At 60.9% G+C, this 20057-nt stretch carries 16 protein-coding genes and 1 pseudogene; 6 read left to right on the forward strand and 11 right to left on the reverse strand.

Annotated features, from left to right (window positions below; all coding sequences use genetic code 11):
* Nucleotides 1-51: 51 nt before the first annotated feature.
* Nucleotides 52-264, reverse strand: a complete 213-nt coding sequence (locus AC07VV_RS06265) for a zf-TFIIB domain-containing protein (RefSeq protein WP_273536439.1) — start codon at nt 262-264, stop codon at nt 52-54.
* Between the two features lie 296 nt (nt 265-560).
* On the opposite strand from AC07VV_RS06265, the gene AC07VV_RS06270 reads away from it, so the two are divergent.
* The 3 genes from AC07VV_RS06270 to AC07VV_RS06280 are packed head-to-tail and all read left to right on the forward strand — an operon-like array spanning nt 561 to nt 6024.
* Complete coding sequence (locus tag AC07VV_RS06270) at nt 561-1805, forward strand: exonuclease SbcCD subunit D C-terminal domain-containing protein (protein WP_495035681.1); 1245 nt, start codon at nt 561-563, stop codon at nt 1803-1805.
* Nucleotides 1802-5443, forward strand: a complete 3642-nt coding sequence (locus tag AC07VV_RS06275; RefSeq protein WP_495035682.1) for an AAA family ATPase — start codon at nt 1802-1804, stop codon at nt 5441-5443. The genes AC07VV_RS06270 and AC07VV_RS06275 overlap by 4 nt, the downstream gene beginning before the upstream one ends.
* Nucleotides 5440-6024 carry a glutathione S-transferase gene (locus AC07VV_RS06280; RefSeq protein ID WP_495035683.1) on the forward strand — a complete coding sequence of 195 codons (585 nt, stop codon included), beginning with the start codon at nt 5440-5442 and terminating at the stop codon, nt 6022-6024. The genes AC07VV_RS06275 and AC07VV_RS06280 overlap by 4 nt, the downstream gene beginning before the upstream one ends.
* Before the next feature lie 5 nt (nt 6025-6029).
* On the opposite strand, the gene AC07VV_RS06285 is transcribed toward AC07VV_RS06280, so the two are convergent.
* The 8 genes and pseudogenes from AC07VV_RS06285 to AC07VV_RS06320 form a co-directional block, all read right to left on the reverse strand.
* The gene (locus AC07VV_RS06285; protein ID WP_495035684.1) at nt 6030-6287 is read right to left on the reverse strand and encodes a hypothetical protein; all 258 of its coding nucleotides are present in this window, start codon (nt 6285-6287) and stop codon (nt 6030-6032) included.
* Nucleotides 6284-6496 carry a hypothetical protein gene (locus AC07VV_RS06290; protein WP_495035685.1) on the reverse strand — a complete coding sequence of 71 codons (213 nt, stop codon included), beginning with the start codon at nt 6494-6496 and terminating at the stop codon, nt 6284-6286. The genes AC07VV_RS06285 and AC07VV_RS06290 overlap by 4 nt, the downstream gene beginning before the upstream one ends.
* A 254-nt stretch (nt 6497-6750) precedes the next feature.
* The gene (locus AC07VV_RS06295; RefSeq protein WP_011334602.1) at nt 6751-6930 is read right to left on the reverse strand and encodes a hypothetical protein; all 180 of its coding nucleotides are present in this window, start codon (nt 6928-6930) and stop codon (nt 6751-6753) included.
* A gap of 156 nt (nt 6931-7086) precedes the next feature.
* Complete coding sequence (locus AC07VV_RS06300) at nt 7087-8262, reverse strand: lactonase family protein (protein WP_495035686.1); 1176 nt, start codon at nt 8260-8262, stop codon at nt 7087-7089.
* A complete protein-coding gene (locus tag AC07VV_RS06305) occupies nt 8259-8567 on the reverse strand; it encodes a DUF5629 family protein (RefSeq protein ID WP_495035687.1) in 309 nt (102 codons plus the stop codon). The genes AC07VV_RS06300 and AC07VV_RS06305 overlap by 4 nt, the downstream gene beginning before the upstream one ends.
* A 230-nt stretch (nt 8568-8797) precedes the next feature.
* Nucleotides 8798-10378: an aldehyde dehydrogenase (NADP(+)) gene (locus AC07VV_RS06310; protein ID WP_495035688.1), complete on the reverse strand. Its 1581-nt coding sequence runs from the start codon at nt 10376-10378 to the stop codon at nt 8798-8800.
* A 9-nt stretch (nt 10379-10387) separates the two neighbouring features.
* The gene (gene araD1 / locus AC07VV_RS06315; RefSeq protein WP_495035689.1) at nt 10388-11380 is read right to left on the reverse strand and encodes an AraD1 family protein; all 993 of its coding nucleotides are present in this window, start codon (nt 11378-11380) and stop codon (nt 10388-10390) included.
* 35 nt (nt 11381-11415) lie between these two features.
* Nucleotides 11416-12737, reverse strand: a pseudogene (locus tag AC07VV_RS06320) (MFS transporter).
* Nucleotides 12738-12930: 193 nt separating this feature from the next.
* On the opposite strand from AC07VV_RS06320, the gene AC07VV_RS06325 reads away from it, so the two are divergent.
* Nucleotides 12931-14667 (forward strand): IlvD/Edd family dehydratase, encoded by a 1737-nt coding sequence (locus tag AC07VV_RS06325; protein WP_495035690.1) that lies wholly within the window; start codon nt 12931-12933, stop codon nt 14665-14667.
* Between the two features lie 211 nt (nt 14668-14878).
* Nucleotides 14879-15598 (forward strand): FadR/GntR family transcriptional regulator, encoded by a 720-nt coding sequence (locus AC07VV_RS06330; protein WP_323160316.1) that lies wholly within the window; start codon nt 14879-14881, stop codon nt 15596-15598.
* Nucleotides 15599-15679: 81 nt separating this feature from the next.
* On the opposite strand, the gene AC07VV_RS06335 is transcribed toward AC07VV_RS06330, so the two are convergent.
* Complete coding sequence (locus tag AC07VV_RS06335; protein ID WP_096820060.1) at nt 15680-18064, reverse strand: efflux RND transporter permease subunit; 2385 nt, start codon at nt 18062-18064, stop codon at nt 15680-15682.
* A gap of 28 nt (nt 18065-18092) precedes the next feature.
* A complete protein-coding gene (locus AC07VV_RS06340) occupies nt 18093-19121 on the reverse strand; it encodes a WD40/YVTN/BNR-like repeat-containing protein (protein WP_096820061.1) in 1029 nt (342 codons plus the stop codon).
* 325 nt (nt 19122-19446) lie between these two features.
* On the opposite strand from AC07VV_RS06340, the gene AC07VV_RS06345 reads away from it, so the two are divergent.
* On the forward strand, nt 19447-20037 hold the full coding sequence (locus tag AC07VV_RS06345) for an amino acid synthesis family protein (RefSeq protein ID WP_007957412.1): 591 nt from the start codon (nt 19447-19449) through the stop codon (nt 20035-20037).
* Nucleotides 20038-20057 lie beyond the last annotated feature (20 nt).

The raw sequence follows: 20057 nt of genomic DNA on the forward strand, positions 1-20057 counted from the left end.
ACAGATTTATTTAATAAAACAACCCCTCATTTTTTGCTCTTCGCGCCCCCCCTACAAATCTTCCGAAACAACTTCCAATTCATCCCACAGCATGGAAAGGCCAATGCCTTTCATATAAGTCCCGTAATCTACAAAACCGGGAAACCCAATATTTTCGATCGAGAACCACGTCGCATCGCACTCTGGGCAAATAAAAATAATCGTCTTATTCGCCTTAATCATCGCCTTGACAACATTATCCTGCTGACATCTTGGGCAGATCATATAAACCTCTCCATCATCAAAAAAGGAACAATCAAAAAAAATGGACAGATTTATGGTCGGGTTGGCAATGATTGCGGAGGTTGAAGCCCGACGGACCGCTCGATCAAAAAAAATGATATCAATATAGTGGCCATACGGTCGATACCCGGTATATGGCCGTCAATTAAAGGATTCGCCGAGATCGTCCCACCCCACCTCCCGGACAAGCCTGCCCGTCGCAATAATCTGTAAACTCTCCCCTCTTTCGCCGCCCTCCTTCCAGGCGGCCATCACCTCTTTATATTGCGGAGTCAGCCTTGCGTCTGTTTCACACCTCCGACTGGCACCTTGGGCAGAACCTGCACGGCCAGGAGCGCGATTTCGAGCATGCATGCTTCCTCGAGTGGCTGCTGCGCCAATTGAAGCTGGCGCAGCCGGACGTGCTGCTGATCGCCGGCGACATCTTCGACACGGTGAACCCGCCGGTCAAAGCCCAGGAACGCCTCTACGATTTCATCGTCAGCGCCCACGAGCAGCAGCCGTTGCTGACTATCGTGATGATCGCTGGCAACCACGACTCCGGCTCGCGGATCGAGCTGCCCGCGCCGTTGATGCGGCGTTTGCGCACCCATGCGCTGGGTCGGGTGTTGTGGCTGGACGACGGACAGCTCGATGCTGAACGCCTGTTGTTGCCGCTGCCGAATGCGTCCGGCGAGATCGCCGCGTGGTGCCTGGCGCTGCCGTTCCTACGGCCTGCCGAAGTGACCGGCGCGCATCTGGGTGACAACTATCTGCGTGGAATTGGTCAGGTGCATGAATGGCTGATCGAAGCGGCCATCGCCAAGCGCCAGCCGGGCCAGGCACTGGTCGCCATCAGTCATGCGCACATGGCCGGCGGTTCGGTGTCGGAAGACTCCGAACGCAGTCTGATCATCGGCAACGCCGAAGCCCTGCCGGCCAGCCTGTTCGGGCCGAGCATCAGCTATGTCGCCCTCGGCCATTTGCACAAGCCGCAGAAGGTCAACGGTGAAGAGCGGATTCGCTACAGCGGCTCGCCGATCCCGTTGTCGTTTTCGGAAATCAGTTATCAGCATCAGGTGCTCGACGTCGTTCTGGACGGCGAAACCTTGGTTAGCGTCGAGCCAATGCTGATTCCCCGCTCCGTCAACCTGCAACGTCTCGGCCCTGCGCCGCTGGCGGAAATCCTGTTGCAACTGGCCGACCTGCCGAACATCGACCTGCTGGCCGAAACCCAGCGCCAGCCGTGGCTGGAAGTCCGTGTTCGTCTCGATGAGCCACAGCCAGACTTGCGCCATCAAGTCGAAAGCGCTCTGCAAGGCAAGGCTGTGCGACTGGTGCGGATCGCGGCGGAGTACGCGGGCAACCGTGGCGCTGAAGGCACAGAAGACAGCAGCGCGCTGATCGAGCTGGACCAACTCACGCCGCAGGAATTGTTCAGCCGCGCCTGGCTCGACAATTACGGCAACGAGGTCGACGAGCAAACCCTCAAGGACTTCGCCGAGCTGCTGCAAGACGTACAAATGGAGGGCGAGCAGCCATGAAGATTCTCGCCATTCGTTTGAAGAACCTTGCCTCGCTGGCCGGCCCGTTCGAGATCGACTTCACCGCCGAACCGCTGGCCAGCGCCGGACTGTTCGCCATCACCGGCCCGACCGGCGCCGGCAAAAGTACCTTGCTCGATGCCCTGTGCCTGGCGTTGTTTGGCTCTGTGCCGCGTTTGAACAACACCAGCCGTGACGCCAAGGTACCGGACGCCGACGGCGAAATCGCCACTGGCGACCCACGCACGCTGCTGCGGCGCGGCACGGGTGAAGGTTTTGCCGAGGTGGATTTTGTCGGTGTCGATGGCCGCCGCTATCGCGCTCGCTGGGAAGCCAACCGCGCCCGGGAAAAGGCTGGCGGCAAGTTGCAGGCCAGCCGTCAGAGCCTGCGCGACATCGATCATGATCAACTGCTCGCCAGCCAGAAAGGCGAGTACAAGATTCAGCTTGAAGCAGCGCTGGGCCTGAACTTCGAACAGTTCACCCGCGCCGTGCTGCTGGCCCAGAGTGAGTTCAGTGCGTTCCTCAAGGCCGATGACAACGACCGCAGCGAACTGCTGGAGAAACTCACCGATACGGCGCTCTACACCCGCCTCGGCCGGCGCGCGTTCGACAAGACCAAAGAGGCGCGCGAAGCCCACAAGCAGTTGCAGGATCAAGCCACCGGCGTGACCCCGCTGCCGCCCGAGGCCCGCGCCGAACTCGACGAACGCTTCAACGCCGCCCAGCAGCAATTGAAGTTGCAGCAGGCCCAGCTCAAACAGCTTGAGCAACAACATACCTGGCTCAAGGATCTGCACCTGCTGCAAGACGCGCAGCAGGCAGCCGCCGAGCAGCTGCAGAGCGCCGAACACGAACGCGAAACACTGGCCGGCGAACGCCTGCGTTTGACGCGCCTGGAACAACTCGCCCCGCAACGGCACCAGTTCGCCCGCAAGGCTGAAATCGATGCATGGCTGACGCCACTGGCGGCGCAAATCAGCGCGCACAATCAGCAACAAAGCGAGCTGACTGAACGCCAGACGCAATTTGAACAAGACCTGAATGCTGCGCAAATCGCCCTGACCCTGGCACAGACGCAACAAAGCGAAAGTGCACCGTTGTTGCGCCAGGCCTTCGATGAGCAAAGCACCCTCGCCCGCCTCGCCAAAGAGGTCGCGTCCGGTGCCGAAACGAAGCAAGCCGCCGAACAGGCCTGCACTCAGGGCCAGAGCGCGATTCAGACTCTGCTCGAACAGCAAAAACAGGTCGCAGAGCGCCTGCAACGCATCGCCGCCGATCTTGAGCAAAGCAGTCATCTGGCACCGTTGAGTGAAGCCTGGAATGCCTACCGCGACCGCTTGCAGCAACTGATGCTGATCGGCAACCGGTTGAACAAGGGCGAGAGCGAACTGGCGAATCTCGAACAGAACGCTGCCCGCGCCACCGAAGAACTGGCGACACAAAAGCAGCAGCTTGAAGTGCTGTTCAAAGAGGCCGGCGCCGAACCGGACGCCGTCGCCGAGCAGATCGGCATCCTCGGCACTCTGTTGCAGGACAACCGCAAACAACTGCGCGCCATCGAAGATCTGACGCGCCTTTGGGCCAGTCAGCAGGACTTGGACAAACGCGGGGACGAGCTGCAACGGCGTCAGCTCGATGCGCAACAGGAGCGCGAGCGCCTGACCCAGGACGGGGTGAAAACCAAGTCCGAACTGACCATTGCCGAACAAACCCTCAACGTCACCCGTGAACTGCTCGAACGTCAGCGTCTGGCGCGCAGTGCCAGTGTCGAAGAGCTGCGTGCGCAATTGCAGGACGACCAGCCGTGCCCGGTCTGCGGCAGCAGCGAGCATCCGTATCACCAGCCGGAGGCCCTGCTGCAAAGCCTTGGTCGTCACGATGAAAGCGAGCAGGCCAGCGCGCAGCAAGCGGTCGATCAACTGAAGGAAAAACTCACCGAGCTGCGTACCAGCGTCGGTGGTGTGATTGCCCAACAGAAAGAGTTGCTGCAACAACAGGAACAACTGGCGACACAACAGCAAACGCTGACGCCGAGCATCGAGGCTCATCCGCTGGCCGTGCAGTTGCTGAATCAAGACAGCGACAAACGCGCTGCATGGCTGACCCGCCAGAACGAACAACTGAACCAGAGCATCACCCAGGACGAACAGCGCCAGACTGCCCTGCTCACCTTGCAACAGGATGCGGCGCGCCTGACCCAGCAATTGCGTCAGGCCGAAACCGCACACCAGCAAGCGACGCAGCATCTGAGCAATCAACAGCGCGAGCTGAGCGCTGACCGGCAGCGTCTGGACGATGAACTTGCGGCCTTCGCCACGCTGTTGCCCTCCGAGACGCACGAAGCCCTGCGCGCCGAGCCGGCTGCGACCTTCATGCAACTCGACCGGCAGATCGCCGAGCGTCTGGCGCAAGTCGATCAGCAAAAGGAAGAACTGGCCGAACAGCAACAACGGCAGCAGACGCTTGAGAAGGAACAGGACCGTCAGCAAAGCCGCGTGCAGCAACTGCAAAACGCTGAACAGCAGCTCTACGCACTGACCGCTCAGCAACAGACCAGCCAAGAGAAACTCGCGCAATTGCTGGGCGATCACAACTGCGCCGAACACTGGCAGCAGCAGCTTGAACTGGCGGTAGAACAGGCACGCAACGCCGAATCCACCACGACTCAGGCACTGCAAGGCGTGCGCACGCAACTCGTGCAAATCGCCGCCGAACTCAAAGCGCAGCAAGAGCGTTTGCAGGCACTGGAAACCGAAGACCGCGATCTGGCCGGAAAAATTGCCGACTGGCGCGCCCGTCACCCGGAACTGGACGACGGCGGCCTCGAAGATCTGTTGCGGGTCGATGACGCGCAGGTTGGTGAGCTGCGCGAGCGTTTGCAGCGCAACGAAAAAGCCCTGGAACACGCCAAAGTGCTGTTGCAGGAACGTGATCGCCAGTTGCTCGAACATCAGGCGCAGCACAACGGCAACCTCGAAGCCGAACAACTCACTGTCGCCCTCGCCGACGTACAGAACCAGTGCAGCGCGAGCGAACAGCTCTGCGCCGAGCTGCGTGCCGAGCAAGTCGAAGATCAGCGCCGGCAGAACGCCAATTCCGCGCTGGCGCAACAGATCGCCGACGCCTATGCCGAGTATCAGCGCTGGGCGCGACTCAATGCCTTGATCGGCTCGGCCACCGGCGACACCTTCCGCAAGATCGCCCAGGCCTACAACCTCGACCTGCTGGTGCATCACGCCAACGTGCAACTGCGGCAACTGGTCAAGCGCTACCGCCTCAAACGTGGCGGCAGCATGCTCGGCCTGCTGGTGATGGACACCGAAATGGGCGACGAACTGCGTTCGGTGCATTCGCTGTCCGGTGGTGAAACCTTTTTGGTGTCGCTGGCGCTTGCACTGGGCCTGGCCTCGATGGCGTCGAGCACGCTGAAAATCGAATCGCTGTTCATCGACGAAGGCTTCGGCAGCCTCGATCCGGAATCCCTGCAACTGGCGATGGACGCCCTCGACGGATTGCAGGCCCAGGGCCGCAAGGTCGCGGTGATTTCCCACGTGCAGGAAATGCACGAGCGGATTCCGGTGCAGATTCAGGTACAGCGCCAGGGCAATGGCTTGAGCACACTGGAGGTGAAATGAACACGCTGTATTCGTTCCGTCGCTGCCCGTACGCGATGCGGGCGCGGATGGCCCTGCGTTATTCGGGCGTGCCGGTGGAGATCGTCGAAGTCAGCCTCAAGGCCAAACCGGCCGAAATGCTGGCGATCTCGCCCAAAGGTACGGTGCCGGTGCTGGATGCGGGTGGTCAGGTGATCGATGAAAGCCTGGAGATCATGCGCTGGGCGCTGGCGCAGAACGATCCGCAGGGCTGGTTGCTGGGTGGGGACTCGCGGATTGCCGAATTGATCGAAGCCAACGACCAAGTGTTCAAGGTGCACCTGAATCGCTACAAGTACGCCGAGCGTTACCCGGAACAGCCGATGGAGGTTTATCGCGCCGAAGGTGCGCTGTTTCTGCAAAAGCTGGATGAGTTGCTCGAAGGTCGCGATTACTTGCTGACCGGGCATCCGAGCCTGGCCGATATCGCGTTGTTGCCGTTCGTTCGCCAGTTCGCCCATGTTGATCGTGACTGGTTTGCGCAGACGCCTTACGTGCGGTTGCAAGCCTGGTTACAGCGGTTCCTGGAATCAGACCTGTTCACCGCCATCATGAAAAAGTAGGTGCCTTACGCCAGCACTTCACACATCCCTAGCGCCGAGCAATCCACCTCGAACGGCCCGAAGAACTCGGCGGAGCTTTTCACCGGTGGATTGCCAGCCAATAGCCCCAACGCATTGGCGCGTTCGATGTTGTGCGCGATGGTGTGGTTGGCCTCTATGGCCCGGGCCAGTCCGCCGACCGAACCTTGTCCGAATCCCAAAAGAGACGTGCCGTTGGTCATGATCGCCAGACCGGCGATGATCCAGAATCTGTAGCCTTTCATGCTCCGACGGCTCCCGCGAGTTCAGTTGAATCCACCGCTGCGTTTTGCGAACGAAGTTCGAACTGGATACCGGGATGCGCGACCTGGATGGGTGCATCGAAGCTGTGTTGCGATTGGGACGAGAGGCTGACGAACAGCACCATGACCAGGTACAGACCGATGGCCAGGTAAGCGCCGCGTTTGGCGGAAGTGATGATTGAACTGGCCATGATGTGTGCTCCGTGGACAATGTTTCGACGCCCACAGAATCAATCAAAAAAGCCGGGGTAACCACTCAGGGTTTGGCATAGTAACCATCAGCTTCGTTGATTATTTAGCCGGTCTATCTCGCCGCTTGAAAATACCTATTACCGGTAGTTGCGCACGCAAAAAACTGCCCAAGGCTGCGATCTTTTGATTTTGCTTTTAACAAACAAGATCAAAAGATCGCAGCCTTTGGCAGTACCCTGACGTGGCGGGAATTTCAGTGTTGAGCTTTGTGATCCAGGGCAGCGTAGAAGTTGGCGCTCTGTTGCAGGTATTTCTGGGTGTAGCTCTGGGTGTGGGATTTTTTGTCGCTGATTTCAACGTTGGCGCTGGCTGGCAGAGCAACGGTGGCGGAGATTGCGGAAGCGGCGATGATCGAGAAGAGATTGAAGTTCATGGCGGTAACCCTCGTGTTCGGTTGGCTTGCTTGCCCGGTTGGGCCGTGAAGCAAACTTAACGCTCGAGGGTTGCTCGCTTGAAATGCTTTGTACCATTACCTGTTATCAGCAGGATTAATACAAAGCGTCAGGCCCCGTAGACCGGGGCCTGCGGCTTATTGACGCAGCAGAAACTTGAGGTCGCTCGGGGCGTCCATCGGCAGTTTTTGCACGGTTTTGCCCAGCAGACCGGTCTTGCCGTCGCGTTCAACCACAACAATCTGGTTGCTCTTCTGGTTGGCGATCAGCAGGAATTTGCCGCTCGGATCGAGGCTGAACTCGCGCGGGTGATCGCCTTCCACCGAACGCCGTTGCAGCTCCTTGAGCTGGCCGGTGGCCGGGTCGATGGCGAACACCAGCAGCTGATTGGCAGTGCCACGGTTGCTGACGTAAAGGAATTTGCCGTCGGCAGACGCGTGCAGCGCCGCAGCGGCTTTGTCCGAGGTCGGCTGGCCGGCCGCCAGGTCGACCATTTGCGTCTGGGTCAGCACGCCGTCGTTGTAGTCGAACACCGCAACCTGCGCGCTCATTTCCATGGTCAGCCAGGCATGTTTGCCGTCAGCGCTGAACAGCAGATGACGCGGCCCGCTACCCGGTGGCAGTTGCACCGAAGCGGTTTTCGCTGGAGTCAGCGGCAGGTCCGGGTTGGCTTTCGGGTCAAATTGGTAGACGAAGACTTTGTCTGCACCCAGGTCGTTGGAGAACACATAACGGCCGTCCGGCGAAGAGATCGTCGAGTGCACATGGTTCGAGGCCTGACGCTCAGGGTTGACCCGGCTCGCCGGGTGAGCGCTCATCTGCACCACCGGTTTGAGTTTGCCGTCGCTGCCGACCGGCAACACCGCGAGGGTGCCGCCCGGATCTTCGACCACGGAATAGTTGCTGACGAACAGATGGCTGGCGTCGCCGCTGAGACTCGAATGGGTCGGCTCGTTGCCGAGGCTCTGGACCTGATTGATCAGGGTCAGGGCGCGGGTTTTCGGATCGATCGAATAACTGCTGACGCGGCCGACCGGGTCTTTCTGGCCAGGACCGTTTTCGTTGACCACGAACACCCGGTGCTGATCCTTGGACAGGGTCAGCCACGACGGGTTTTCGCTCTTGATCACTTGCAGCGGCTTGGCGTCGATCTGGCCGGTTGCGCTGTCGAAGTTCATCCGGTAGATGCCCTGGCTGGTGCCGGCGGTGTAGGAGCCGACCAGCAACTGGAAGCTCTCGGCCGACGCGCTGGAAAGGCCCATCGCACCGACGCTGCCGGCCATCAGCAATGGCCAGAATTTACGCATGTTCATTCGGCTTCATCCTCGTCGTCGGCGCTGCTGAGTACATCGCCAAGGCAGACCAGACGGTGTTCGCCGACGGTTTTGGTGTCGCTGGCAAAACCGATGATCAACCAGCTCTGCAGGTCCTGGTCAAACGTCGCTGCTTCAACCTGAGCCGGCGTGAACTCCCAATGCCTGGCCGTTCGGCCATCGATGCACTCGATATGCAGATTGTCGTCTTCATCGAGGGCGAATTCGAAGGCGTGCAGGCCGTCGATTTCGACCATACCGCAGTGTTCGAGGGCGTTGAGAAGGGTGTCGGTTACGGCAGTCATGGCAATCATGTCTTTCAGGGGGAAAGTGGCAATGATAGCTCAATGTGACCGCTGAGCTCCTGCCCTGATCGTTCCCACGCTCTGCGTGGGAATGCAGCCCGGGACGCTCCGCGTCCCTTCCAGAGCTGAAACGCGGAGCGTCCCTTGAGGCGTTCCCACGCGGACGGTTCGACGCCTCGACGTGGGAACGATCAACAAAGCGCGGCGTGGGAACGATCATACAGCGTGAGTCAGAGGGCGTCGCGCGAGGGCTTGCCATCCACCAGCCGCTGAATGCGCAGCGGGTTGGCATTTTTCAGCGGTTCCGGCAGCAGGCTGTCGGGGTAGTTCTGGAAGCACACCGGGCGCAGGAAGCGATCGATCGCCAGCGTACCCACCGAGGTGCCGCGAGCATCGGACGTCGCCGGATACGGTCCGCCGTGGACCATCGAATCACACACCTCGACGCCGGTCGGGTAACCGTTGAGCAGGATCCGCCCGACCTTCTGTTCCAGCAACGGCGTCAGTTCCGGGAACTGCACGAAGTCCGCCGGCTCGCCGATGATCGTCGCGGTGAGTTGTCCATGCAGGCCGTGCAGCGCCGCGCTCAGTTGCGCCTGATCCGCCACGTCGACGATCACCGTGGTCGGGCCGAACACTTCTTCCTGAAGCACTTCATCGCCATCGATCAACAGGCTGGCATCAGCCTTGAACAGCTGCGGCTGCGCCTGATTGCCCTGCTGCGGATTACCCGCCAGATGCTCGATGCCGGCATGCGCCAAGAGTTTTTCCAGACCTTTGCCGTAGCTGCCGAGGGTGCCGGCATTGAGCATGGTTTGCGCTGGTTGATCACCGATCAGCGCGGCAACTTGCTCAACGAACGCCGTGAACTGCGGCGAGCGAATGCCGATCACCAGGCCCGGGTTGGTACAGAACTGACCGCAGCCCTGCACCACTGAGGCTGTCAGATCACGGGCGACCGTTTCCGAACGCACGGCCAGGGCCTGCGGCAGGACAATCACCGGGTTGATGCTCGACATCTCGGCGAACACCGGAATCGGCTGTGGACGCGCGGCGGCCATGTCGCACAGTGCCCGTCCGCCTCGCAGCGAACCGGTAAAACCTACCGCCTGAATGGCGGGATGCTTGACCAGCCACTCACCCACACCACCGCCATAAATCATGTTGAACACCCCGGCCGGCATCGCGGTTTTCTCCGCCGCACGAATCACCGCGTCAGCTACGAGCTCGGCCGTCGCCATATGGCCGCTGTGGGCCTTGAACACCACCGGGCAACCGGCGGCCAGCGCCGACGCGGTGTCGCCGCCGGCAGTCGAGAATGCCAGCGGAAAGTTACTGGCACCGAACACCGCCACAGGTCCGAGGCCGATGCGGTATTGACGCAGATCGGGGCGCGGCAGCGGCTGACGATCCGGCAGCGGCAGGTCGATGCGCGCACCGTAGAAATCGCCACGCCGCAGCACTTTGGCGAACAGCCGCATCTGGCCGCTGGTGCGTCCCCGCTCTCCTTGAATCCGTCCGGCAGGCAATGCGGTTTCGCGGCAGACCACAGCGACGAAATCATCGCCCAGCGCATCCAGCTCATCGGCAATCGCATCGAGAAATTGCGCGCGGCGTTCGGCGCTCAAACTGCGATAAGCCGGGTAAGCAGCGGCGGCGGCCTTGGCGGCAGCGTCCACTTCCGCTTCCGTGGCCTGAATGAAATCGTGGGGCAGTGCTTCGCCCGTGGTGGCGTCGACGCTTTGCAGCTTGACGTTACCCGACGCGCTGCGACGACCGCCAATGTAGTTGTGACCGAGAATCTGAGTCATGGGATCTCCTTAAAGGGTACCGATGCTGTCCGGTTGGAAAACGGCTTCAACCGGGGCGATGCCATTGACCAGCGGCGCGCCGAATTCGGCCTGGCTGATCTCGAACACGTCGCCCGGCTGAGTGCGGATGCCATCGGCGAACGACAGGGTCGCCGTGCCGAAAAAGTGAATGTGCACATCGCCGGGGCGCAGGAACTGGCTGTACTTGAAGTGGTGGTATTCAAGGTTCGCCAGGCTGTGGCACATGTTGGCCTCGCCGCTGAGGAACTCGTTTTGCCACAGCACTTCGCCGTCGCGCAGGATGCGGCTGGTGCCGGCCAGATGTTGCGGCAACTCACCCACGCGCAGCTCCGGGCCGTAGCTGCAACTGCGCAATTTCGAGTGGGCCAGGTACAGGTAGTTCTTGCGCTCCATGACGTGATCGGAGAACTCGTTGCCGACCGCGAAACCGAGGCGATATGGCTTGCCGTCATGGCCAATGATGTAGAGGCCCGCCATCTCCGGTTCTTCGCCAGCGTCTTCGGCAAACGGTGGCAGCGGGAATGGCTGACCGGGACGCACGACAATGCTGCCGTCACCCTTGTAGAACCATTCCGGCTGCACCCCGGCCTGCCCCGCCGCCGGTTTGCCACCCTCCACGCCCCACTTGAAGATGCGCATGGTGTCGGTCATTGCCGCTTCATCGCCGGCCTGCTGATGCATCTTGTCCCGAGCCGACGCGCTGCCGAGGTGCGTGAGGCCGGTGCCGCTTACCAGCAGGTGCGCCGGGTCCGGGTGGTCCAGCGGCGGCAGGATGCGCAGGTCTTTGAGCAACTGCGCGTAATCGTGGCTGATGCCCAGGCCCAGAGTTTGTACTTGTTGCGCCAGGGTGCTGCCGGCTTCAATCGCCGCCAGGGCGAGGTCGCGAACCGTGCGCGCATCCTGCACTTCACGCACCAGACCGTCCTCGACCACCCCGACGCGGCGCTCGCCGTTACTCAATTCGAATTGAACCAGATGCATGATGTTCTCCTGTTAAGACAAATCCTGGATCGATTTCAGGTGCGGGTCGCACCGCGAGCACTGGCGGCAAACTGATCAACCGGCAACACGTGTTTGCGCTCCAGCAAGCGATAGACGACGCCCGTCAGAACCAGACCGAACACCATCACCCCGGACAGGAAGTACAGGCCCGAAGCAAGGTTGCCGGTGTATTCCTTCAACGCGCCGATCACGAATGGGCCGATGTAACCACCGAGGTTGCCCACCGAGTTGATCAAGGCAATGCCCGCCGCCGCACTGGCGCCGGCAAAGAGCGCCCCGGCAGCGTCCAGAACACCGCCGTGCAGGAAAACAGCGCGAACGCCACCAGACACAACGCTGCCAGTTGGGCCACCGGCAACGACAGCCAGGCACTGAGGAACAAACCGATGGCGCCCAGCACGTAGAGCACCGCCAGATGACCGTAGCGATCATTCATGCGGTCGGAACTGCGCGGCACGATCAGCAGGCCGACGATGCCGAAGATGTACGGCACCGACGAGACGAAGCCGGTCACCAGATCGCTGCCGCCGAACTGTTTGATCAGGGTCGGCAGCCACAGGCCAAGGCCATAAATGCTCAGTGTCACTGGCAGGTAGAACAGCGCCAGCAGCAACACGCGTTTGTCTTTCAGCGCATGCAACGGATTGCCGTGGCGGGTCTGGCCGTATTCCTGCAGGTCCTTTTTCAGCTCGCCGGTCAGCCAGTCCTTCTCCGCCTGATCCATCCATTTCACTTGCTGCGGGCCGTCCGGTAGCCAGCGCAGCACGGGCCAGGTCAGCAGGATCGCCGGGGTGCCGATGACGATGAACAGCCATTGCCAGCCGTGCAGGCCGAGGATGCCGTCCATGCCCAGCAAGCCGCCGGACACGGGGCCGGTGATCATCATCGCGATGGGTTGGGAGAGAATGAACAGCCCGAGAATCTTGCCGCGATGGCGCACCGGGAACCATTGAGTGATGTAGTACAGAACGCCGGGAAAGAACCCCGCCTCGGCCGCGCCGAGCAGAAAGCGCATCACGTAGAAACTGTGCGGGCCCTGGACGAACGCCATGCCGATGGTGATCGCGCCCCAGGTGATCATGATCCGCGCGAACCAGCGCCGCGCACCGAAGCGTTCGAGCATCAGGTTGCTGGGGATCTCCAGCAGAAAGTAGCCAATGAAAAACAGCCCGGCACCGAGGCCGTAGGCGGCATCGCCGATGCCGATGTCGGCGCCCATGTGCAGCTTGGCGAAGCCGACGGCGGAGCGATCCACATAGGCGATCAGGTACAGCAGGATCAGGAAGGGAATCAGTTTCAGCGTGATGCGCCGGACAAGCCGCAGTTCCTGGCTCATGAGATCGGTCTCCGATTGTTGTTTTTATGGAACCTCGGGGGACGCCTCTCGCGGAAAACCGCCAGGGCCATCCCTCCGTCGAAAACGACTATATAGTAATACTAATTACCCAACAACACTTCCAAACCGTCGATTTTGCGCTTATGTTTAGCCGAAGCTCGCAAACAATAGTCTTACAATAAGAGAATCGATCATGTCTGATAAGCACCCCACCCTGCGCTCCGCCCAATGGTTTGGCACGGCCGACAAGAACGGCTTCATGTACCGCAGCTGGATGAAGAATCAGGGCATCGCCGACCATCAGTTCCATGGCAAACCGATCATCGGCATCTGCAACACCTGGTCGGAACTGACGCCGTGCAACGCGCACTTCCGCCAGATTGCCGAGCACGTCAAACGCGGTGTGATCGAGGCCGGCGGCTTCCCGGTGGAATTCCCGGTGTTCTCCAACGGCGAGTCGAACCTGCGCCCGACCGCCATGCTCACCCGCAACCTGGCGAGCATGGACGTCGAGGAAGCAATTCGCGGCAACCCGATTGACGGCGTGGTGCTGCTGACCGGTTGCGACAAGACCACCCCGGCGCTGTTGATGGGTGCGGCCAGTTGCGACGTGCCGGCCATCGTCGTCACCGGCGGGCCGATGCTCAACGGCAAGCACAAGGGCAAGGACATCGGCTCCGGCACCGTGGTCTGGCAGCTCAGCGAGCAGGTCAAGGCCGGCACCATCACGATTGACGATTTCCTCGCGGCCGAGGGCGGCATGTCCCGCTCGGCCGGCACCTGCAACACCATGGGCACCGCCTCGACCATGGCCTGCATGGCCGAAGCACTGGGCACGTCCCTGCCCCACAACGCGGCGATTCCAGCAGTGGATGCGCGGCGTTACGTGCTGGCGCATATGTCCGGCATGCGCGCGGTTGAGATGGTTCGTGAAGACTTGAAGCTGTCGAAGATCCTGACCAAGGAAGCTTTCGAAAACGCGATTCGTGTCAACGCGGCGATTGGTGGTTCGACCAACGCGGTGATCCACCTGAAAGCCATCGCCGGGCGCATTGGCGTCGAGCTGGATCTGGACGACTGGACGCGCATCGGTCGCGGCATGCCGACCATCGTCGACCTGCAACCGTCCGGGCGTTTTCTGATGGAAGAGTTCTACTACGCCGGGGGCTTGCCGGCCGTGCTGCGGCGTCTTGGCGAGGCCAATCTGATTCCGAATCCGAACGCGCTGACCGTCAACGGTAAATCCATCGGCGAGAACACCAAGGACGCGCCGATCTACGGTGAAGACGAAGTCATCCGTACCCTCGACAATCCGATCCGCGCTGACGGCGGCATCTGTGTGTTGCGCGGCAATCTCGCGCCACTGGGCGCAGTGCTCAAACCATCAGCCGCCACACCGGAACTGATGCAGCACCGCGGCCGCGCCGTGGTGTTCGAGAACTTCGATATGTACAAGGCGCGGATCAACGACCCGGAGCTGGACGTCGATGCGAACTCGATTCTGGTGATGAAAAACTGCGGGCCGAAGGGTTATCCGGGCATGGCCGAAGTCGGCAACATGGGTTTGCCGGCCAAGCTGCTGGCCCAGGGAGTGACGGATATGGTGCGCATCTCCGACGCTCGCATGAGCGGCACAGCGTACGGCACCGTCGTGTTGCACGTTGCCCCGGAAGCGGCGGCCGGCGGGCCTTTGGCGGCAGTGAAAGAAGGCGACTGGATCGAGCTGGACTGCGCCAGCGGGCGTTTGCACCTGGACATTCCGGACGCCGAACTGGCGGCGCGCATGGCGGATCTGCAACCGCCGCAGCAATTGTTGGTGGGTGGATATCGTCAGTTGTACATCGACCATGTGCTGCAGGCGGATCAGGGGTGTGATTTTGATTTCCTGGTCGGCTGCCGAGGGGCTGAAGTGCCCCGCCATTCCCACTGACCCTTGAACGTTTGATCGTTCCCACGCTCTGCGTGGGAATGCAGCCCGGGACGCTCTGCGTCCCATTCGAGAGCTGGGACGCGGAGCGTCCCTTGACGCATTCCCACGCGGACGGTTCGACGCCTCGACGCGGGAACGATCGTAGCTCCAGATTACGCCGTGCCTGCTATGATGCGCGGCATCTCCATCGTTCAGGATCGCCCCGCGCCCCATGGATTACCGCAAACCTTCCGACCGCAAAAGCATGCACTCGCGCATCGTCCAGGAACTGGGCATGCAGATTGTTTCCGGACGCTTTTTGCCTTGCGACAAACTGCCCGCCGAAGCCTTGCTCTGCGAGGAGTACGCGGTCAGTCGGCCGGTGTTGCGCGAAGCCACGCGAGTGTTGGTAGCCAAGGGGCTGGTGTACTCGAAACCGCGCGTCGGCACCGTGGTCAAGCCGCGCCGCGAATGGCACATGCTCGACCCGGACGTATTGCACTGGCTGATGCAAAGCAGCCCGCAGAATGAATTCTTCAATGTGCTGACCAGCGTGCGCAGCATCATCGAACCGGCCGCTGCCGCCCTCGCCGCCCAACACGCCACCGATGCCGACATCGCAGCCATCGGCGAAGCCTACCAACGCATGGAGGCCGCACCGACCCCGGAGGCCTTGCTGCAACCGGATCTGGATTTCCACAGCCGCATCGCCGACGCGACCCATAACGACTTGCTGGCGAACCTGTGCAACATGCTGTCGGTGGCGATTGCCGAGGCGTTGAAGCATTCGAATCAGCGGCCGAATCTGCATGAGTTGGCGTTGCCTCGGCACAAGGCGATTTTGACCGCGATCGAGAACCGGGATGCGCTGGGAGCTAGGCATGCGACGTTGGTGCAGCTGGATGATGCGCGGAGCGCTTTGAGTGTTGTGCTTGGGGCAGATCTTTCGTAGGTCGATAGTCCGCCGGCCCGCACCGCAGGCATAAAAAAGCCGCAACCCTTGGGTTGCGGCTTTTTCGTTTCAGAGGCCCAATCAGTGGGCAAACAACGAGTTCCCCTTCTGCCCCGCCAGCTTCTCAGGCTTGATCAGGAACTTGGCCAGTGCCGGCAGCAGCCACAGCGCACCGAACATGTTCCACAGCAGCATGAAGGTCAGCATCAGGCCCATGTCGGCCTGGAACTTGATCGCCGAGAAGATCCAGGTGCACACGCCGATGGCCAGGCACAGGCCGGTGAACAGCACCGCTTTACCGGTGGATTTCAGGGTCTGGTAATAGGCTTCCTGCAACGGCAGGCCGGCACGCAGGAAACTTTCCAGACGGCTGTAGATGTAGATGCCGTAGTCCACGCCGATCCCCACGCCCAGCGCCACCACCGGCAGCGTCGCAACCTTCACGCCGATGCCCATGAACGCCATCAGCGCGTTGCCGAGTACCGAGGTCAGCACCAGCGGCAGCACGATGCACAGGGTCGCCGCCCAGGAGCGGAAGGTGATCATGCACATCACCGCCACGCAGATATACACCAGCACCAGAATGGTCAGTTCGGCCTGCTTGATGACTTCGTTGGTCGCAGCCTCGATCCCGGCGTTACCGGCCGCCAGGATGAATTCCAGACCTTCCTTGTTGTTGTCCTTGGCGAACTCCTGCACCGCATGCACCGCCCGATCCAGGGTTTCAGCCTTGTGATCGTTGAGGAACACCAGCACCGGCGCCAGCGAGCAACTGTTGTTGTACAGGCCGTCGGCACGGGCGATGGAGTTGTTCAGCACGTCCGGGTTGCGCGACAGGGTTTCCCATTTCAGGTTGCCCTCGTTCATGCCCTTGATCATCTGCTTGGACACGGTCACCAGCGAGATCGCCGACTGCACGCCCTCGGTGTTCTGCATCTTCCACATCAGCTCATCGATCGGCGCCATGGCTTCATAGCGCGAGCAGCCTTCGGACTTGGTCTTGACCATCACCACCAGTACGTCGGAACTGGTGGAGTAGTTGTTGATGATGAAGTTGTTGTCCTTGTTGTAACGCGAATCCGGACGCAGTTCCGGCGCACCCTGGTCGAGGTCGCCGATCTTCAGGTTCTGGCTGTACCAGAGGCCGCCACCGAAGGCGATCAGGGCCAGCGCGATAGACACCGGTGCGACTTTCGGGCTGGCGAAATTCGACAGCAGGCGCCAGAACGGGTGTTCGCGGTTGGCGTCCTTCTTGCTCTTGGCCACCGCACGCTTGCTGATGCCGACATAGGAAATCGCCACCGGCAGCAGAATCAGGTTGGTGAACACGATCACCGCCACGCCGATGGACGCGCCGATGGCCAGTTCACGGATCACGCCGATGTCGATGATCAGCAGCGTGATGAAGCCCACCGCATCCGCCAGAATCGCGATCATCCCCGGCAGGAACAATTGCCGGAATGTGCGTCGCGCCGCAGTCAGCGCGTTATCCGCCTCGCTCGATTGCAGGGCGATACCGTTGATCTTCTGCACGCCGTGAGAAATACCGATAGCGAAGATCAGGAACGGCACCAGCATCGAATACGGATCGAGGCCGAAACCGAAGAAGTGCATCAACCCCAGTTGCCAGACCACCGCCACCAGCGTGGTGCTCAACACCGCCACCGTACTGCGCAGGCAGTTGGTGAACCACAGCAGCAAAATCAGGGTGATGACGAAGGCGACGCCGAAGAACATCACCACCATCACCAGACCGTCGATCAGATCACCGACCTTCTTGGCGAAACCGACGATGTGGATCTTGACGTTGGGGTTCTGCGCTTCGAACTTGTTGCGGATCTTGTCTTCCAGTTCATGGGAGAACTGGCGGTAGTCCAGCGCCAGCAACTTGCCCTGGTCTTGCGGGTCCGGGTAGGACTCCAGCAGCGGGATGTCGACGATGCTCGACTTGAAGTCGTTGGCCACCAGACGCCCGACCTGACCCGACTTGAGCACGTTGTTGCGCAGCATGTCGAGGCTGTCCTGGGAGCCGTCATAGCTCTGCGGAATCACTTCACCGCCGGCGAAACCTTCCTCGGTGACTTCGGTCCAGCGTACGCTCGGGCTCCACAGCGACTTCAGGCCGGAACGGTCGACGCCGGAGATGTAGAACACCTCGTCGTTGATCTGGCGCAGGGTCTCCATGTACTCCTTGGAGAAGATGTCACCGTCCTTGGCCTCCACCGAAATGCGCACGGTGTTGCCCAGGTTCGTCAGATCGTTGCGGTGCTCCATCATCTTCTCGATGAACGGATGCTTGAGCGGGATCATTTTTTCGAAACTGGTGGACGGCCGGATCAGCGTGGCCTGCCAGAACAGGAAAATGCTGACCAGCAGGCAGATCACGATCACTGCCGGGCGGTTGTTGAAAATCAGGCGTTCGAGAAACGTCGCCTTGTCCTGATGATGAGTGCTCAAGGAAGTCATAGCCCCGCCTTCTTATTATTGATTCGGCTCATTTGCCCAGCTCGGTGCCGTTGGGCGTAGTGGTGTGAACGCCACCCTGCCCGCTCAGGATCAGATTGCCGTTGCCGGCGGCGGTGACCGACGACAGCGAGATGCGATCCGGGCGGTTGAACACGCTGAAGGTTTCGCCGTTGTCGCTGCTGCTGATCACCGTGCCGCCGTTGCCGACGATGACGATCGAGCCGTCTTCAAGAAGCGTGGCGCCGGACAGGCCGAATTCCAGGGCACCGCGCGCCGCCTTGAGTTCGACCTGCTGCCAGGTGCTGCCGAAATCGGTGGAGCGGTAAAGGTTGCCGCGCAGCCCGTAGGCCAGCAGCGTGGAAGGCTGGGCAGTGCCGATCACACCAAACAGCGAGCCTTGGTATGGGCCTTCGATTTTCTCCCAGGTCTGGCCCCAGTCGGCGGAGCGGAACATCGCGCCCTGCTCGCCCACGATGAACAGCCCGGCGTCCTTGACGGCGGCGATGGCGTTGAGGTGGAACTGGTCCTGGTTGTCGAGGCGGTCGCTGACGTCTTGCCAGTTCTTGCCGCCGTCGGTGGTCTCCAGCAATGCGCCGTAGGCACCCACGGCCAGGCCGTTGTTGACGTCCTTGAACCAGAGGTCGAGCAGCGGCGATTCGCGCTTGAGGTCTTCGAACTGCTTGGTCCAGGTCAGGCCGCCGTCTTCGCTGGCGAGGATCTGCGCGTCATGGCCGACGGCCCAGCCGTGTTTGTCGTCAACGAAATACACGGCCGTCAGCAACTGGCGGCTTGGCACCTTGGCCTGGGTCCAGGTCTTGCCCTGGTCGTCGGAGTAGAGAATGTGCCCGCGATCCCCGACCGCCACCAGCCGTGAACCGGCGTGAACGACATCGAGCATCAGGCTTTTCGGGGCCTTGGCCGATTCGATGGCGTAGACCACGTCGGCTGGAGCTTCGGCAGCCAGTACGGGCGCCGACAAGGTGGCAAAGCCCAGCAAAGAGAGTGCTGTGGCCAGCAACGCGGTGTTGCGAAACGCCGGCGGGCGGCAACGACTCATAGACCTTCCCCTATTTATTATTGTTAGGCCATTCGGCCTTCAAGGGCGCCGCAAGTGTGCTCCAGCGACGGTTGGTCAGAAGCATAGTCCTGAAACCCGCAATCCAGAGCCACTTCGGAAGCTGGCTCATCCTATCGGTCATTCGAAACGTCTGACAATCGGCGCAACGTTATCTTTTGTTAACCGAAAGGGATTACAGCAGCGGCTGAATGCACGGGCATTCGTCCGACTGATGGGCGGGAATCTTGCGCGGGGGACTTGCACGATCGGTATTATGGTATACCATCAGACGCACAGACACTCTTTATCCCCTACGGAGCAGCTCATGAGTTTCGAAATTCGCAAGATCGTCAGCTATGTCGAAGAGACCTTCATTGAAGGCGGCAAGGCTTCCGACACCCCGGTGACCATGGTGGGCCTTGCCGTCGTGATGAAGAACCCGTGGGTCGGCAATGGCTTTGTCGAAGACCTCAAGCCGCAGATCCGCGCGAACTGCTCCGACCTCGGCGCGATGATGGTCGAGCGTCTGGTGGGCATCATCGGCGGCGCCGAGAAGATCGAGGCTTACGGCAAGGCAGCGGTGGTCGGCGCCGATGGCGAAATCGAACACGCCTCGGCGGTGATCCACACCCTGCGCTTCGGCAATCACTACCGCGAAGCGGTCAAGGCCAAGAGTTACCTGAGCTTCACCAACAAGCGCGGCGGTCCGGGCACCTCGATTCAGATCCCGATGATGCACAAGGACGACGAAGGCCTGCGCTCGCACTACATCACCCTGGAAATGCAGATCGAAGACGCCCCGCGCGCCGACGAAATCGTCGTGGTGCTCGGTTGCGCCGACGGTGGCCGTCTGCACCCGCGCATCGGCAACCGCTACATCGATCTGGAAGAACTGGCCGCCGAAAAAGCCCAGTAATCACAATAAAAAGGCACTGC

It is taken from the genome of Pseudomonas sp. GW821-FHT02C04, from assembly GCF_059421845.1.

Coding starts and splice junctions, on each gene's coding strand:
- AC07VV_RS06265 (WP_273536439.1), bottom strand. CDS start 264: ATGATCTGCCCAAGATGTCAGCAGGATAATGTTGTCAAGGCGATGATT.
- AC07VV_RS06275 (WP_495035682.1), top strand. CDS start 1,802: ATGAAGATTCTCGCCATTCGTTTGAAGAACCTTGCCTCGCTGGCCGGC.
- AC07VV_RS06280 (WP_495035683.1), top strand. CDS start 5,440: ATGAACACGCTGTATTCGTTCCGTCGCTGCCCGTACGCGATGCGGGCG.
- AC07VV_RS06285 (WP_495035684.1), bottom strand. CDS start 6,287: ATGAAAGGCTACAGATTCTGGATCATCGCCGGTCTGGCGATCATGACC.
- AC07VV_RS06290 (WP_495035685.1), bottom strand. CDS start 6,496: ATGGCCAGTTCAATCATCACTTCCGCCAAACGCGGCGCTTACCTGGCC.
- AC07VV_RS06295 (WP_011334602.1), bottom strand. CDS start 6,930: ATGAACTTCAATCTCTTCTCGATCATCGCCGCTTCCGCAATCTCCGCC.
- AC07VV_RS06300 (WP_495035686.1), bottom strand. CDS start 8,262: ATGAACATGCGTAAATTCTGGCCATTGCTGATGGCCGGCAGCGTCGGT.
- AC07VV_RS06305 (WP_495035687.1), bottom strand. CDS start 8,567: ATGACTGCCGTAACCGACACCCTTCTCAACGCCCTCGAACACTGCGGT.
- AC07VV_RS06310 (WP_495035688.1), bottom strand. CDS start 10,378: ATGACTCAGATTCTCGGTCACAACTACATTGGCGGTCGTCGCAGCGCG.
- araD1 (WP_495035689.1), bottom strand. CDS start 11,380: ATGCATCTGGTTCAATTCGAATTGAGTAACGGCGAGCGCCGCGTCGGG.
- AC07VV_RS06325 (WP_495035690.1), top strand. CDS start 12,931: ATGTCTGATAAGCACCCCACCCTGCGCTCCGCCCAATGGTTTGGCACG.
- AC07VV_RS06330 (WP_323160316.1), top strand. CDS start 14,879: ATGGATTACCGCAAACCTTCCGACCGCAAAAGCATGCACTCGCGCATC.
- AC07VV_RS06335 (WP_096820060.1), bottom strand. CDS start 18,064: ATGACTTCCTTGAGCACTCATCATCAGGACAAGGCGACGTTTCTCGAA.
- AC07VV_RS06340 (WP_096820061.1), bottom strand. CDS start 19,121: ATGAGTCGTTGCCGCCCGCCGGCGTTTCGCAACACCGCGTTGCTGGCC.
- AC07VV_RS06345 (WP_007957412.1), top strand. CDS start 19,447: ATGAGTTTCGAAATTCGCAAGATCGTCAGCTATGTCGAAGAGACCTTC.